A 14,018-nucleotide genomic window follows, 5' to 3' on the forward strand; every position below is an offset into this window, starting at 1 on the left:
CCGGTCGCCTTGTCGTGAATCACAGCGCCACCGGGTTCACCGGGCGTACGGCGATCCGGAAGGATGGAAGGGTGATCGCAGACCCCATCGACTCCGTCGCCGCGTACGAGGCGGTCTGATGCTCGACGGCATGCCCCTGGTCGACGTCCACCTGCACGCCGCCCGGCTGCCCACGCTCAAACCCGCGTGGCGGCAGTGGGCGCACGACTTCGGCGACCGGGCCGTCCTCGACCGGGTCTACGACGACTCCGGCACGGTCGACCCCGCACGGTTCGACGCGTACCTCGCCGACGAGGGCGTGGACGTCGCGCTGGTCCTGGCCGAGTACAGCCCGAAGGCCACCGGGTACCAGCCGGTCGAGGACATGCTGCCGCTCACCCGGCACAACCCCGCGCGGATCAAGCTGATCGCCAACATCAACCCGCACCTGCACTACCCGATCGAGGAGGAGCTGCGGCGCCAGCTCGACCTTGGCGCGGTCGCGTGCAAACTGCACCCGGTGCACGCGGGCGTCGCGGCCAACGACCGCGCCCTGTACCCCGCGTACGAGGTCTGCCAGGCGGCCGGGATCCCGCTGGTCGTCCACTGCGGCACCAGCACGTTCCCCGGCTCGTCCAACCGCTTCGCCGACCCGGTCCTGCTCGACGACGTGCTGCGCGACTTCCGGCGGCTGAACGTCGCGCTCGCGCACGGCGGCCGGGGCTGGTGGTACGACGCGGCCGCCTTCATGGCCCTGTCCAACGAGCGCGTCTGGATCGAGCTGTCCGGCCTGCCCCCGTCCCGGCTCCGCGACTACTACGCCAAGCACAACTGGAACCGCCTCACCCGCCGCATGATCTTCGGCACGGACTGGCCGGGAGTCCCGGGGATCGCGAAGAACGCCCGGGCGGTCGCCGCGCTGTGCCCCGACGAGGAGACCGCCGCGCTCGTCCTCGCCGGCAACGCCGCCCGCGTCTACAACCTCAAGCCGGCGACCTGATGGCGATCTACGCCCTCGGCGGGCTGACCCCCGACATCCACCCCGACGCGTTCGTGCACCCCGACGCGACCGTGATCGGCGCGGTCACGATCGGACCCCGCGCCTCCATCTGGCCCGCCGCCGTGCTGCGCGGCGACTACGGGCGCATCGAGGTCGGGGCGGCCACCTCCATCCAGGACGGCACCGTGCTGCACACCACCGAGGAGTGGCCGACGCTCATCGGCGACCGCTGCGTCGTCGGCCACAACGCCCACCTGGAGGGCTGCACGGTCGGCGACGACTGCCTCATCGGCTCCGGGTCCATCGTCCTCAACCGCGCCGTCGTCGAGCCGGGCGCCGCGGTCGGCGCCGCCGCCCTGGTGCCCGAGGACGCCCGGATCCCCGCCGGCCACATCGCGGTGGGCGTCCCGGCCCGGGCCCGGCCCGCGCCGGACGGCCTCGGCAAGTGGATCGCCGAGGCGGTCACCCTCTACGAGAACAACGCGGCGCGCTACCGTACGGACCTGCGCAGGATCGGCTGAAAGGGACACCATGCACGATGTCGTCGCCGTAGTCGGCGCGGGCACCATGGGCGCCGGCATCGCCCAGGTCGCCGCGCTGGCCGGCCACCGGGTCCTGCTACTGGACGCCGTCCCCGGCGCCGCCGACCGCGCGCTGTCCGGCATCCGCGAGCGCGTGAAGACCCTCGTGGCCCGAGGAAAGATCGAAGCGGACCCGGAGTCCCTCGACCTGACCGCCGTCGACTCCGTCGACGCGCTCGCCCCCGCCGGGTTGGTGATCGAGGCGATCGTCGAGGACCTGGCGGTCAAACGGAACCTGTTCGCCGACCTGGAGCGGGCCGTCGGCCCCGAGTGCGTGCTGGCCAGCAACACCTCCTCCCTGTCACCCACGGCGATCGCGGCCGGCCTGGAACATCCCGAGCGCGTCCTCGGCCTGCACTTCTTCAACCCGGTGCCGCGCATGCGCCTCGTCGAACTGATCGCCGGCGCCGACACGTCGCCGGAGCTCGCCGACCGGACGGCCGCCCTCGTCGACCGGTGGGGCAAGACGGTCGTACGCGCCGCCGCGACCCCGGGGTTCATCGTCAACCGGATCGCCCGGCCGTACTACGCCGAGGCCTGGCGCCTGTACGAGGAGCGCGCCGCCACGCCCGAGACCATCGACGCCGTCCTCACCGGCGCCGGCGGCTTCCCGATGGGCCCGTTCGCGCTGATGGACCTGATCGGCCACGACGTCAACGAGGCCGTCACCCGCTCGGTGTGGACGGCGTTCGCCCAGGACCCGCGCTTCGCGCCCTCCCTGGCGCAGCGCGCCCTGGTCGAGGCGGGCCGGCTCGGCCGCAAGAGCGGACGGGGCGTCTACGCCTACGGCGAGGACGCGCGCCCGCCCGCGGCGACCCCGGCCGCGCCCCGCCCGGCACCGTCCGGCGAGATCACCGACAACGGCGCGGTCGACCTGCGCCCGCTCCTGATCCGAGCCGGGATCGACGTCCGTGAGGGTGAGCCGTCCAACGGCACGGTCGTCCTGCCGAGCGGCGCGCTGCTCGTCCGCAGCAACGGCGAGACGGCCACCGAACTGGTCGGGGACTACGGTCGGGCGGTGATCGTCGTCGACCGTACGCTGGACGACGCCACCGCCACCGCGATCGCCATCGCCCCCTGCGACGACTGTCCCGAGGACGCTCTGGACGAGGCGATCGGCCTCCTGCAGGCCGCCGGTCTGGCCGTGCACGTCATCGACGACGCCCCCGGCCTCATCGTCACCCGGACCGTCGCGATGCTGGTCAACCTGGCCGTCGACGCCCTCCAGCAGGGGATCGCCACCGCCGCCGACCTCGACACGGCCATGCGGCTGGGCGCCGGCCACCCCCTCGGCCCGCTGGCCTGGGGCGACCGCTGGGGCGCCGATACCGTAGACGACATCGTGACCATCCTCCAGGAGGTCTACGGGGATCCGCGCTATCGCCCCGCCCCGCTGCTGCGCCGCCGTGCCCGCACCGGAACGACCCTGACGGGAACGGAGTGACGTCATGACGCTGGTTAAGGTCCGCCGCGAGGACCACCTGTGGTGGGTCGGCCTCGACCGGCCCGCCAAGCACAACGCGCTCGACCAGGCGATGGTCACCGAGCTGACGGCGGTGCTGGACGAGGCCCGCCGCGAGCCGTGCATCCTGATCGTGCACTCCACGACGCCCGGCATGTTCGCCGCCGGGGCCGACATCGCCGAGCTGCGCGACCGCGACGCCGACGCGGCGCTGCTGGCCATCAACGCCGGCCTGTTCGAACGACTGGAGGCCCACCGCTGGCCGACCATCGCCCTCGTCGACGGTCCCGCCTTCGGCGGCGGCTGCGAGCTGGCGCTGGCCTGCGACCTCCGCATCGCCTCGCCCGCCGCCCGGTTCGCCCAGCCCGAGCTGTCACTGGGCATCATCGCCGGCGCCGGAGCGAACTGGCGGCTGCCGCAGCTCGTCGGCCTGGCGACGGCCCGCCGCATGCTGTACGCCGGAGCCCGGCTCAACGCCGACGAGGCCTTGGCCGCCGGCCTGGTCGACGAGGTCGCCGACAGCGGCGAGGACCTGCCCGAGCGCGGCCGGGCCCTGGCGACGACCATCGCCGAGCGCTCCTGGCGGGCCCTGGAACTGACCAAGCTCGCGCTGCGCAGCACCCGCCCCGCCACCACGACCTTTGACCTGGCCGCCCAGGCCCTGCTCTTCGAGAGCGACGACAAGCAGGCCCGCATGACGGCCTTCCTCGAACGCCGGAAGCGCTGACGCGACCCTGCCGCGGCCTACCCCGCCCGCGTGCGGATCACCGGGTCGTGACGATCGGGTCACAGAAGGCTCCGAACTCCTCGGTGGTCGGTGGCTCCGCGGACCGCCGCCGAGATCGGCCCGGAGCCGGCGTCCAACGGGCTCCCCGATCAGATCGACCGGGGCTTCGCCGGACATTGTGATCCGGGCCGTCCGATCCTCCTCAGCAGCCGGCCTTGTAGAGGACCTTCTGGCCCTCCGGTTTGTCGAGGTTGTCCTTCGTGACGATGGTGGCGTCGGTCGGGATGGACTTGGTGACCGGCTGGTGCTTCACCGCTGCGACCGCCTGGTCGACGCCCTTGGCGCCGATCTCGCCGGGCAGCTGAGCGATCAGTCCTTGTACGACTCCGTCGCGCAGCTGCTTGACCTGCGCCGGGCCGGCGTCGAATCCGATCATCTTGACCTTGCCGAGCTTGCCGGCCTGCTGCAGCGCCGAGCCCGCGCCGGTCGCGGAGTTGAGGTTGGTCGCGAACACGCCGGCCAGGTCGGGATTTTTCGCGAGCGCAGAGTTCATGACCTTGCTGGCTTCACCGACGTCATTGTGCGAGTACTGCACGCCGACGAACTGGACGCCGGGGTGAGATGCCTTGACGGCCTGTTCGAAGCCCTGAACCCGGGCGTCCACGGTGCTGACACCCGGGTCGCTGGAGATGACCAGCACCTTGCCCTTGTCGCCGATCTCCCGGGTCAGGGCGGTGGCCGCCGCTTGGCCGCCCTTGGCGTTGTCCGTGCTGATGCGCGACAACCCGATGTTCGGGTCGTCCACCACGGTGTCCACGAGGATCGTCTTGATGCCGGCCGCCTTGGCCTGGGTCAGCGGCGCGATCAGCGCCTTGGTGTCGGTGGGTGCGATGAGCAGCCCGTCAGGCCTGCTCGCCACCACAGAGTTGACGATCGGGGTCTGCAGGGTCGAGTCGAACTTCTGCGGGCCCTGCACCTTGAGGTCCACACCGAGTCTGGCCGCTTCCGCCCTCGCGCCGCAGGCCATGGTCTCGTAGAACTCCTCGCCCGCCATGCCCTGGACGAGCGTCAGTTTGATCTTCTTGCCCGAGCCGCCGTCCTTCGTGCCGGAGCCGTCGTCGCCGTTACTGCACGCCGTGGCGCCCACCGCGAGCAGCGCTGCCATGGTCAGGCCCATCACCTTGCGCATTGTCTGCCTTCCGCTAGATCCGCCGAGTGCTGCCTGCCGGGCGGGCACTCAGTTGTCGCGCGCCTTCCGGCGCCATTGGTCGAGATAGACGGCGGCGATGAGGACCGCCCCGACGACGACCTGCTGCCAGAACGGCTTCACGCCGAGGATCTGGAAGCCGTTCTGCAGCACGGCCGGGATGAACACGCCGATGACCGTGCCGGTCACGGTGCCGGCGCCACCGAACAGGCTGGTGCCACCGATCACCACGGCGGCGATCGCCTGCAGGTTGTCGGTGGAGTGGGCCGACACGCCGGTCACGCCGTACTTGGCCAGCGACAGGTAGCCCGCGAGCCCGGCGAGCAGCCCGGCCAGCGCGTACACCTTGACCAGGTGCTTGTTGACCAGGACCCCGGAGTTGCGGGCGGCCTTGCTGTTCGAGCCGATCGCATAGGTGTGACGGCCGAACCGGCACTGGGCGAGAATGACACCGAGGACGAGCGTGACCGCGACGGAGATCCAAACGATCACCGGTACGCCGACGAACTTGTCAAGCCCGAGGCCGAGGTTGAGCCGGCCCGGCGCCCGCATGTCCACGCCGCCGGTGAGCAGCAGCGCGCCGCCGAGCGACATCCCGAGCGTCCCCAAGGTCACGATCAGTGGGGGAATCCGGCCGTAGGCGACGAGAGCGCCGTTGAGCACACCCCACACCAGCCCGGTGAGCATCGCGACCACGACGCCCAGCAGCAGTGAGCCGGTGGAGGTGGCGCCGGTCGCCTCCATCACCTTCGTCGCGGTGACACCGGAGAAGACCAGCAGACCGCCGACCGACAGGTCGATGCCCGACGTGATGATCACGTAGGTCATGCCGACGGCGAGCAGCAGCAGGATCGCGGCGTCGGCGACCAGGTTCAGCAGGTTGAAAGAGGTCGCGAAACTGTCCGGCTCGAGCAGTGAGAACACCACCAGCAGCGCGACCAGCACCAGGCCGATCCATACCTCCTGCGCGCTGCCCAGACGGCGGGTCAGCCCGGCGCCCGGCGAGCCCGCGCGCGCGGCCACCCCGTCGGGCCCGGCGTCCTCGGTTTCGGTCCGCTGCGACTTCGACGAACGACTGGGCGCGGTCATCGGTTCTGCTCCTCGTCCAGAGATTCCAGTGCGCCGGTGTCCGGCGCGTCGAGATCCCGGCCGCTCGCCCGCGGTTCGGCGGTGCCGGGACGGTCGGGGTCGTCGAGACCGTTGGAATCGGAGCCGGCCGGGTCCTGCTCCAACGCGCCGGTCATCGCGCCGACCAGTTCCTCCATCGACACGTCGGCACCCGAGAAACGCGCTACGCGGCGACCCAGGCGCAGGACCTCGATCCGGTCGGAGACAGCCTTGACGTCCTGCATGTTGTGGGTGATCAGGACGACCGCCACCCCGGAGTCACGAACGCTGCGGATCAGGTCCAGCACCCGCTCGGTCTGCACCACGCCGAGCGCGGCGGTCGGCTCGTCCATGAACACCACCCGGCGGGCCCAGGTGACCGCCCGGGCCACGGCGACGCCCTGCCGTTGTCCGCCCGACAACGTGGACACCGACACCGTGTCCGACTTGAGGCGGACGCCGAGCCGCTCGCACTCCTGCCTCGCCCGGGTCCGCATGGCGGCATGGTCGAGGAAGCCGAGCCGGCCGAGCAGTCCGGGCCGCAGCACCTCGCGACCGAGGAAGAAGTTGGCGGCCGGTGTGAGGTCGGCGCACAGCGCGAGGTCCTGGTGGACGGTCTCGATACCCGCCACGCGGGCCTGCTCGACCGACTCGAACCGGACCGGATCCCCGTCGATGAGGATCTGCCCGGCATCCGGACTCTCCACCCCGGAAAGGATCTTCACCAGCGTCGACTTGCCCGCGCCGTTGTCACCGATGAGTGAGACGACCTCGCCTTCCATGAGGGTGAAGTCGGCGCCGCGCAGGGCGTCGACATGGCCGTAGCTCTTCTCGATGCCCTTGGCTTCCAGTAGTGGCCCTGTCATGACGTCCTTCCGATCGCGGGGTCAGGGTGATCGGCTGTAGGCGAACCACGGTGCTGCGGTCAAAGGTCGCCGGATAGAGACAACGTTGTCAACGACGAGATCACCGTCGTAATCTTCTTGTGACTGCGGTTCTTCTCGTCCTGGCCGCTTCGATGATGCGAATAATCGGCTCTGACCTGGTGGTTCAATGAACGGAACTCCCTGGCCCGCTCGACCGTTGACCCTTCGGGTGGGCGGACGATGCCAAGGCAGGGCTGATAACGATGTCTGAACCTGGTCGGGTTATGCTGTCGAACGGCCGTCAACCCACCGTGGTTAGGGTGCGACGAACAGGGCTGAGCGATCTCTGGCAGAAGGGCTCTGGTGGACAAGCAGGACAGGCGGCGCAGGCCGACGATCTCAGATGTGGCGGCCGCCGCCGGAGTCAGCCCGAAGACGGTGTCCCGTGTCATCAACAACGAGCCGGGCGTGCGCGCCGAACTGGCCGATCAAGTGCTCGCGGCGATCAGCAAGCTCGGGTTCCGCCGCAACACCATGGCCAGCTCACTGCGCTCCGGCCGGCAGACCGCGACCATCGGGCTGATCATCGAAGACCTGGCCAACCCGTTCTATTCCACGATCGCGGCGACGGTGGCCAACGTAGCGCGCGCTCACGACACCCATCTGATCACCGTCAGCTCCGAAGAGGACCCTGACCTCGAGCAACGCCAGTTCCTCCAGCTGTGCCAGCGCCGGGTGGACGGCATGATCATCGTGCCCGCCGGCTCGGACCACTCCTATACCCGGTCCGAGGTCGAGATGGGCATGCGGATGGTCTTCCTGGACCGCCCACCCTCGGGCATCCTGGCCGACAGCGTTGTCATCGACAACGCGGCGGGGGCTCGGTCCGGCATCATGAGCCTGCTGGAGGACGGACACCGCCGTATCGGAGTCGTCATCGACTCCCCGGTCATCTACACCGCGCGGGAACGGCTGGCCGGCGTACGCTCCGCGCTGGCCGAGGCGGGCATCCCCTACGACGACGCTCTGGTCAAGGTCGGTGTCACGAATCCCGAGGAGGCCGCCCACGCCATCGCCACCATGCTCGACGGCGTCGATCCGCCCACCGCATTCTTCACTGGCAACAACCGGAGCACCATCGGCGCGATCCAGGAGCTGTACCGCCGCGACAGCGACGCCGCGCTGCTGGGCTTCGACGACTTCGAACTGGCCACACTGATGCCGCGCCCGCTGACCGTGATCGCGTACGACGTGCAGGAACTCGGCCGCGCCGCCGCTCGCCGGCTGTTCGAACGGATCGGCGGGGACACCTCCTGGCCATCGGAGACCGTGATCCCCACGCACCTGGTTCAGCGTGGCGTCCAGCTCTTGAAGTCCTGACGCTCTCGTCCGCGACGTGGCGCCGGCGGGCACCCGCGCGTCGGCGGGGAGAGCCGACCGAGCCGACGGGGGAGGGAGCACCACTTCGGTGACCGATGCTCCCTCCGCGATCCGGTGTCCTACGGCGCGAAGCGCAGGTCGAGGAAGCGAGCGCGGTTGTTGTTGACGTTCGCGTACAGGTCGTCGATCTTCTGGCTGTTGACGTTGTAGGAGATCACCAGCTCACCGGGGCGGCTCAGCTCCGGGTGCGCGGCGATGTTGTACGGCGCGTAGATGTTGCCGCCGCCCTCGGGGGCCGTGTACACATCGGTGCGGTTCGTGAACGGGCCGACGGGTGTCGGCGCGGTCGCCACGTAGATGTCGTGACCGAGGTAGGCGTCGGAGGTGGTGAGGACGTAGAAGCCGTTCACCTCGGTGACGCTGTACGAGGCGCCGACGTTGTCGGTCACGCGCGCCGACGCGGTCGGGTCGTGCGACCAGCCGGATCCGGTGTAGAACTCCCACGAGCGATCGACGAGGTGGCCGGCGCGGGCGCGCGCGACGTGCATGTGACCCGACTCGGCGCCGTAGATGTAGATGTAGCCGCCGACGCGCGTCAGCTCGACGCCCCACGACACATTGCCCTCGTCGTAGCTGTGGGTCACCTTCGCACCACCCAGATCAGGCGAGAAGGACGCGATGTCGGTCCTGACCCACGTGAAGTTCCACGGCGGCGGGTCGTCCGTGGGAACCTGGGCGTACTCGAACAGGCGTAGCCTGCCGCCGTCCATGATGCCGTCGCCGTTCCAGTACCAGCCATCGTTCGTCCCCGAGGGGTCCCACGGTGGCGCCGTCGGCGTCTCACCGACGAGCGACCGCGGCGCGTCGTGCGTCCCTCCGGTCAGCGTGGTCCGCGGAAGCCCGTCACGTCCGGCCGTGACGATGGTGTTGTGCACGAAGCCCGCGTCTCTCGGCAGGCTCTCGTCGGCGTTGACCGGGCCGAGGAAGGTGTCGTTGAGGAGCCACGCGACGCGCCCGCCCGGCAGCGTCGCCGAGTACGTGCCGTCCGAGGCGGCCCAGCCGCGATGGTTGCTCCAGCCTCCGCCGCTGTCACCGAACGCGCGCCAGGCGGCGTTCAGCCGCTCATCAGGCACGACGCTCGTCACCACTGGTGCCTGCCGGAGACCGGCGCCGGGCCCGGGTTGCGGCGGGGCGCTCGCGAGGGCGTTCGGCGCCAGGACGCCGGTACCGAGCACCGCCGCGGCCAGGACGGCCGCCGCCGGCCCGACGCGAGCACGCCGGCGACGGCGCCCGGCGGCTCGGGAGCGATGAGCGGGCCATCCACTACGCGTCATGAGATCTCCTCCTGATAGCTCCTCGCTGACATCGTTGTCATCAGCGAGCGCCCTGATCGGGCCAGGGCAGGTCGTACACGGTCAGGAATCCGGATCGCCGAGAGATCGGCCTGTTCAGGGTCGTCATGATGGGCCGACAGGGCGAGCGGCCGGTGCCGGCACCATGGCCTCTCCTCGTGGTGCCGGCACCGGGGCGGCGCCCGTGTGCCGTCCGCGTCGTCAGTGCTGAGCGAGCAGTTCCACCTCGGACAGTCTCAGCCCCTGGCCGCCTGCCGGCGGGTCGAAGTCGAACCGTACGTACTGGTGGCCGCCGGTCGTATCGCTCGGCGTGAAGGCCCGCGTCTGCTGGCGCCAGGTGAACTGCTCGCCGCTTCTGCGGTCCACCTCCGTCCAGTGCGTACCGTCGGCGGAGACACTGACCTTCCAGCCCGCCGGATCACCGCCGGATTGGGCGGCGCTGGTGAGCGTGTACTGGGCGATGGAGTGCGGCTGGTCGAACCGGTAGGTGACGGATCGTGGTCCGGCGGGGAAGGCGACCGCGGTGTTCGAGTCGTTGTCGAACAGTGCGGCCAGGTCCGTGCCGTCGTTCGTCGTGGCCGTCCCCCTTCCGGAACCGGTCTGGTCGGCCGGCGGATCGGCGATCTTGGAATCGGTGGTCAGCGACGGCGGTGCGGCCGACGGCGCGGTACCCCAGGCCGAGGGCCGCGGGCCCAGCTGGAGATCGATGTGCCCACCGCGGGTCAGGTCCGCGTGCTGGACATAGGTCTTGTCCCAGCTCTTGCCGTTGATCCGCATCGACTGGACGTAGATGTCGCGGTCGGAGTCATGGTGGGCGGTGATGGTCAGCGCACGACCGCCGGCCGGCCGGATGGTGACGCGGTCGTACAGCGGCGATCCGATGGCGAAGATGGGTGAGCCCGGCTGCAGCGGGTAGATGCCGAGCGCGTTATCGATGTAGAACGCCGACATCGAGCCGTTGTCCTCGTCACCGGGGTAGCCCTGGCCGATCGTGCTGCCGGTGAAGAGCCGGCCGAGCGCGTCCCGTACGTGCTCGGCGGTCTTGGCCGGCTGTCCCACGTAGGCGTACATGTAAGGCACGTGCATCGACGGCTGGTCGTTGAAGGCCCACTGCCCGATCCGGTCGTCCCGGGACTCGAACATCTCGTGGTAGGCGCCACCCCAGCCGCCGCCGTACTGCGCGGTCTCCGGGGTGGCGAAGAACTGGTCGAGCCTGGCGGCGAGGCCGGCCCGGCCGCCGTAGAGGTTGGCCAGGCCGTTGCCGTCCTGGGGAACGAGGAAGGCGTACGTCCATCCGTCGCCCTCGGTGTAGTCGGTGGCGTTCCAGTCCAGTGGGTTGTACGTGCCCGGCGCGTGCTCCCAGCCGCCATCAGCGTTGCGCGGCTGGAAGAAGCCGGTGGACTTGTCGAACAGGTCTACGTAGTGCCGGGCCCGGTCGCGGAAGTACCGGTAGTTGTCCTGATACTCACGCCGGTGCGGGTCGTCGGCCGCACTGGTCCGGTATAGCTTCAGCGACATCTGGGAGATGCCGTAGTCGGCGATGTAGTCCTCCAGCGACACCGACGCGCTGGAGCCGGTCGTCTGCGGGGTGTAGCCCAGGAAGGTCGAATGCGCCACGTCGGGACGGCCGGTCAGCCCGGACGACGGGATGGTGGCGTTCTTGACCGCGGCCTCGTACGCGCCGCGGACGTCGAAGTTCGTCACCCCGCGCAGGTAGGCGTCGGCGATGGCCACGTCCGAGTTGGTGCCGCTGAAGCCGAGGTAGCCGGGCGCCGTCCACTGCCCGATCCAGCCGCCGTCCCGGTACTGCTGTACGAAGCCGTCGATCATCTCGCCGGTCAGCTTCGGGTAGAGCAGCGCGTCCAGCGACCAGGCGGTCCGGTAGGTGTCCCAGAACCCCTCGTTGGCGTACGGTTTGCCCTTCACCACCGCAGATCCGGTGGTCGTGGGGGTCGCGTGGCCGGTGGCCGGCCGGTACGGGCTGGCGTAGCGATGGTCGGGGGCGGCCGGTGTGCCGGTGTTCTCGAACAGCTCGTTCGGGTACAGGTTCAGGCGGTAGAGGCTGGAGTAGAGCGTGGTGAGCTGGTCCTGGCTCGCGCCCTCCGGCCTGATCACGCCCAGTGCCTCATCCCAGGTCCGCTGCGCCGCGGCGTGGACCTGGTCGAAATCGGCGTCGCCCACCTCGAGTTCGAGGTTGTGCCTCGCCTGGTCGACGCTGATGAAGGACGTGGCGATCCGCATGGTCAGCCGGTGGTCGGCGCCCAGGTCGAAGCCCGCGTACCCGGAGACGTGCGCGCCGCCGCCGCCGGTCAGTGGACCGCTACCGGTCATCGGCCGGTCGAAGGTGGCGTAGACGAACATGCGGGGGGCGCCCCAGAATCCCGCGACGTCGGAGTAGCCGCTGACCACGCCGTGCGCGCGGTCGATCGTCAGGCCGCCGTTGTCGTTGACGTTGTCAAAGATCAGGCTGTTCCGGCCGGAGGGAAAACCGAACCGCATCACGGCGGCGTGGTCGGTCGGCGTGATCTCCCCGCGGAGGCCGTTGTCGAAGGTCACGCCGTAGTAGTCGGCGCGAGCGGTCTCACGGTCGTGGCTGAACGCGAGCGCGCGGGCGGCACGGTCGGCCGTCGCCGGGACGGCGGTGGTGGACGGCATCACCTGGAACGTCTGGTGATCGGCGACCCAGATGCTGGGCTCGTGGCTGACGGAGAACGCCTGGAGCTCGGGCTCGTTCGCGGCGTTGTTGCCTTTCTGGTACGCGTAGATGATGCCGGTGCTGCCCGCGTCGGTGACCGGCGTCCAGAAGTTGAAACCGTGCGGGAGAGCGGCGGCCGGGATGTCGTTGCCGCGCGAGTAGTCACCGGTGGAGTTGGTGCCCCGAGTGGTGATGACGCACGCCGACGGGTGGCGGGCACAGTCGTTCGCCGGGGGTGCCGGCCCGATGTCGATGTCGTCCAGCCAGCCGGCGAAGTGCGCGGGACCGGAGGGGTCGTCGTATCCGACCAGGATGCGGGTGATGGTCTTGCCGGCCGCGACCCGGCCGATGTCGGCGGTCACCGCGTTCCACTGGTCGGTGTGCAGTACCTTCGCCGCTCCCTGCGCCCGCGGGCTCAGGCCCTTGCCGCTCTGGTCGGTGGCGCCGAGTTCGCCGAGGTGGGTGCCGTCGCTGAAGGTCAGGTCGACCGCGACGTACGTACTCGGGTACGCGAGGTCCTTGCCCGTGAACTCCGGGAAGATCTTGTAGGACAACCGGGTGTCACGGCGGACCGGCAGGGCGACCTGGTAGATCTTGTCGTACGCCGTGCCGTGGCCGGTGAGCTGCCAGCCCGCGTAGTGGAGAGCGTGCGTTCCGGTGAAGCCGACGTGCGTCTTGGCCGTGGGGCTCGACGCCGGACCGTCCCCGGTGGCGGTCGTCATCCCGGCGTCCCCCGGCGGCGCTCCGCCGAGCGCCAGTTCGGCGAGCTGCGTGTGACCGTCACCGTGATTGGCGGAGATCGCCAGCCGGTAGTGGGAGTACGCCCCCGCGTGCCGGACGGTGAAGAGCCTCGTCTGCGAGCGCTGACCGAACCGCTGCCCGCTCTCGGCGTCCACGGTCTGCCAGGTCCGGCCGTCGGCCGAGCCCTCCAGCCGCCAGGACTCGGGATCCCGCTCGGGCCAGTCGGCCGCCGAGGTCATCGCGTAGCTCTCGATCCGGGTGGGAGCGGCGAAGGCGACCGTCAGCGAGGGCGTCCGGCTCGCGGCCTGCCAGCTGCTGCCGGCGTCGCCGTCGGTGGCACGCGCCGCGCCGTGGTCGGGCAGGGCCTCGTCACTCGCGGTGACGCCCGTCACCGTGGACATCGCCGAACCGGGTAGCCCGGCACCGGTGTCGGGATACACGCCCGCCGTTCGGTGGTCGCCGTGGCCGCCGTCCGGTGTGCTCTGCCAGTCGGGGACGGGGTCGCTCGGTTCGAACGATGTCGCGAAGGTACCGCGTGCGGCGGAATGCGGCGCGGGCTCGGCCAACGCGCTCTGCGCCGGGAGCAGGGACAATACGATGCCGGCCAGCGCCGCCAGCGGAACGGGTGCGGGATGTCGGGAAAGGGGCCTTCGGGAGAGGCGATGAAGATGTCGGGACACGACCAGGGCTCCTCGGCAGGGGGAGGGGTTCTGCTGGCGGTTTGCGCGGTCGATGATCGACGCTCGGCCGGAGGGGAATCGATGACAACGTTGACAACAGTTGATCAGTCTCAGACGCACGGGATTCGCCTGTCAACCCTCCGTCGTGCCAAGCGACACGAGAGTGTCAGTGGCCTGCGACGTGGAATGTCAGCGACCCCGACACGAGAGTGTCAGTCGCCGCGACACGAAATTGTCAGTA

Annotated in this window: 10 protein-coding genes; 5 read left to right on the forward strand and 5 right to left on the reverse strand. The window is 70.1% G+C overall.

Annotated features, from left to right (window positions below; genetic code table 11):
* The first annotated feature begins 118 nt into the window (after positions 1-118).
* Genes NE235_RS00540 through NE235_RS00555 form a run of 4 tightly spaced genes read left to right on the forward strand, consistent with a single transcriptional unit; the run spans position 119 to position 3,749 of the window.
* Positions 119-979, forward strand: coding sequence for an amidohydrolase family protein (locus tag NE235_RS00540; protein WP_252798633.1), 861 nt, complete (start codon positions 119-121; stop codon positions 977-979).
* Positions 979-1,500 (forward strand): gamma carbonic anhydrase family protein, encoded by a 522-nt coding sequence (locus tag NE235_RS00545; protein ID WP_252798634.1) that lies wholly within the window; start codon positions 979-981, stop codon positions 1,498-1,500. Before NE235_RS00540 ends, NE235_RS00545 begins: the two co-directional genes overlap by 1 nt.
* Before the next feature lie 10 nt (positions 1,501-1,510).
* Positions 1,511-3,004: a 3-hydroxyacyl-CoA dehydrogenase gene (locus tag NE235_RS00550; RefSeq protein ID WP_252798635.1), complete on the forward strand. Its 1,494-nt coding sequence runs from the start codon at positions 1,511-1,513 to the stop codon at positions 3,002-3,004.
* 4 nt (positions 3,005-3,008) lie between these two features.
* Entirely contained in the window at positions 3,009-3,749 is a 741-nt protein-coding gene (locus NE235_RS00555; protein WP_252798636.1) for an enoyl-CoA hydratase/isomerase family protein, read from the forward strand.
* 202 nt (positions 3,750-3,951) lie between these two features.
* On the opposite strand, the gene NE235_RS00560 is transcribed toward NE235_RS00555, so the two are convergent.
* Genes NE235_RS00560 through NE235_RS00570 form a run of 3 tightly spaced genes read right to left on the reverse strand, consistent with a single transcriptional unit; the run spans position 3,952 to position 6,929 of the window.
* Positions 3,952-4,938: an ABC transporter substrate-binding protein gene (locus NE235_RS00560; RefSeq protein ID WP_252798637.1), complete on the reverse strand. Its 987-nt coding sequence runs from the start codon at positions 4,936-4,938 to the stop codon at positions 3,952-3,954.
* Positions 4,939-4,986: 48 nt separating this feature from the next.
* Positions 4,987-6,045 (reverse strand): ABC transporter permease, encoded by a 1,059-nt coding sequence (locus tag NE235_RS00565; RefSeq protein ID WP_252798638.1) that lies wholly within the window; start codon positions 6,043-6,045, stop codon positions 4,987-4,989.
* The gene (locus NE235_RS00570; protein WP_252798639.1) at positions 6,042-6,929 is read right to left on the reverse strand and encodes an ATP-binding cassette domain-containing protein; all 888 of its coding nucleotides are present in this window, start codon (positions 6,927-6,929) and stop codon (positions 6,042-6,044) included. Before NE235_RS00570 ends, NE235_RS00565 begins: the two co-directional genes overlap by 4 nt.
* A 363-nt stretch (positions 6,930-7,292) precedes the next feature.
* On the opposite strand from NE235_RS00570, the gene NE235_RS00575 reads away from it, so the two are divergent.
* Positions 7,293-8,309: a LacI family DNA-binding transcriptional regulator gene (locus tag NE235_RS00575; protein WP_252798640.1), complete on the forward strand. Its 1,017-nt coding sequence runs from the start codon at positions 7,293-7,295 to the stop codon at positions 8,307-8,309.
* A 119-nt stretch (positions 8,310-8,428) separates the two neighbouring features.
* Here NE235_RS00575 and NE235_RS00580 read toward each other — a convergent pair whose 3' ends face one another.
* The gene (locus tag NE235_RS00580) at positions 8,429-9,643 is read right to left on the reverse strand and encodes a DUF5005 domain-containing protein (RefSeq protein ID WP_252798641.1); all 1,215 of its coding nucleotides are present in this window, start codon (positions 9,641-9,643) and stop codon (positions 8,429-8,431) included.
* A 219-nt stretch (positions 9,644-9,862) separates the two neighbouring features.
* Positions 9,863-13,498 carry a GH92 family glycosyl hydrolase gene (locus tag NE235_RS00585; RefSeq protein ID WP_252798642.1) on the reverse strand — a complete coding sequence of 1,212 codons (3,636 nt, stop codon included), beginning with the start codon at positions 13,496-13,498 and terminating at the stop codon, positions 9,863-9,865.
* Positions 13,499-14,018 lie beyond the last annotated feature (520 nt).

The organism is Actinoallomurus spadix, assembly GCF_024055725.1.
GTDB classification, from domain to species: domain Bacteria; phylum Actinomycetota; class Actinomycetes; order Streptosporangiales; family Streptosporangiaceae; genus Actinoallomurus; species Actinoallomurus spadix.

Excerpts from the sequence above, each read along its gene's own strand:
- NE235_RS00560 (WP_252798637.1), bottom strand. The coding sequence starts at position 4,938 with ATGCGCAAGGTGATGGGCCTGACCATGGCAGCGCTGCTCGCGGTGGGC.
- NE235_RS00545 (WP_252798634.1), top strand. The coding sequence starts at position 979 with ATGGCGATCTACGCCCTCGGCGGGCTGACCCCCGACATCCACCCCGAC.
- NE235_RS00585 (WP_252798642.1), bottom strand. The coding sequence starts at position 13,498 with ATGTCCACGGTGACGGGCGTCACCGCGAGTGACGAGGCCCTGCCCGAC.
- NE235_RS00565 (WP_252798638.1), bottom strand. The coding sequence starts at position 6,045 with ATGACCGCGCCCAGTCGTTCGTCGAAGTCGCAGCGGACCGAAACCGAG.
- NE235_RS00540 (WP_252798633.1), top strand. The coding sequence starts at position 119 with ATGCTCGACGGCATGCCCCTGGTCGACGTCCACCTGCACGCCGCCCGG.
- NE235_RS00580 (WP_252798641.1), bottom strand. The coding sequence starts at position 9,643 with ATGACGCGTAGTGGATGGCCCGCTCATCGCTCCCGAGCCGCCGGGCGC.
- NE235_RS00570 (WP_252798639.1), bottom strand. The coding sequence starts at position 6,929 with ATGACAGGGCCACTACTGGAAGCCAAGGGCATCGAGAAGAGCTACGGC.
- NE235_RS00550 (WP_252798635.1), top strand. The coding sequence starts at position 1,511 with ATGCACGATGTCGTCGCCGTAGTCGGCGCGGGCACCATGGGCGCCGGC.
- NE235_RS00555 (WP_252798636.1), top strand. The coding sequence starts at position 3,009 with ATGACGCTGGTTAAGGTCCGCCGCGAGGACCACCTGTGGTGGGTCGGC.